Here is a 1,317-nt window from a genome sequence, read left to right on the forward strand (position 1 = left end):
CGATAGGTTAATGATTGGTGATGTTCCTGCATTGGCATTGGCCCAGCTGGTATACAGACTCGCACTGTAATTAGGGTTTGATTGTTCTGCCAGAGCCTGTGGGCCTGTCAAATCAAAACTTGTAAATCCGTTTTGGCTGTTGCTGTCAGCATCACATTTAGTCAAATCCTTCAATGCCGGTGGCGGTACAACCGGTGAGGCATTGACACGAAGGGTAATCTCAAGGGTACTGTGACAGCCCGTTAGGTTATTTATGGCCCGTATAAATATCGGATGTGAATAGGCAGTGATGTTCGTATAAGGACTTATCAGAGCGTTATCCCCATTGTCGGCATCGGTCTGGGTTTCATGGAATGTGATTGTCGTACCAAGGGCTCCGTTGCGTATCCCCGGAATCAAAGCATCCAAATCAAAAGATGCAAATCCGTTCCCGTCAATATCACATTTGGTAACCTCCCATGGTGCCGGTTCCGCAATGGTTGGCAAAGGTTCTACACGAATGTCCATCGTGGTAACCACAAAACATTGGGTCGCGTTATTCTCTACCCTTACAAACAAGGTTTGTGGATTAGGATTATTGATCAGAAGCATCGGTAATGCATTGCTATCCGCCTGGGCCTCAGCCGCGGTGCTATGGAATGTAACATTCAGACCCGTTTGGGTTCCGATGATGTCCTGGATTTTGGTGATCAGCTTAAACTCTTCTTTCTCATCCCCTGAAGGGTCATCACAAAGATTGTAGGATCGTACCGGGAACGGTACTACAGGCAATGGATTCACAATCAGCCGCAGGGCAACCACATCAAAACATCTTGTGGTATTATGCTCCACCCTTACCCAGATGGTCTGGGTATTGGAAGGATAATTCGACTCATTAAAAATGGCATTGGTTCCCGCCTGAGCATCACCTTGAAGTACATGGTAGCTCACGGTATATTGCGCCGGGTCCAGCAGCATTCCTAAAATAGCTGCTTCGGCATCGGTCAGGTTAAAACTAGCCGAACCGTCAGTATTGTCATCACATTCTTCCAAAGAAACGTTTTCAGTCGCTATTGGGGTATCATGGACAATCAATTGCAAGGTCGTGAAATTTGAACATCCGGTAAGCGCATACGATACCCTCACATAAATCGGTTGATTGTAAGCCCTGATATTGGGGTACGGACTGCTCAGCGCATTGTTACCATTGCTGGCATCATCTGGTGTTTCGTGATACGTAATAACTACACCTGGCGGTACTGAACCTCCTGCAATTTGATTGCTCGCACTCTCCAGATCGAATACAGAGAAACCATCGCTGTTCGGATCACAAACTTC

Annotated in this window: 1 pseudogene; it reads right to left on the reverse strand. The window is 46.8% G+C overall.

The annotated features are described in order from the left end of the window. Window positions 1–1,317, reverse strand: a pseudogene (locus FNW07_RS13840) (hypothetical protein); the annotation flags it as partial.

The sequence above is a fragment of the Flavobacterium sp. GT3R68 genome (assembly GCF_007109225.1).
Classification (GTDB): domain Bacteria; phylum Bacteroidota; class Bacteroidia; order Flavobacteriales; family Flavobacteriaceae; genus Flavobacterium.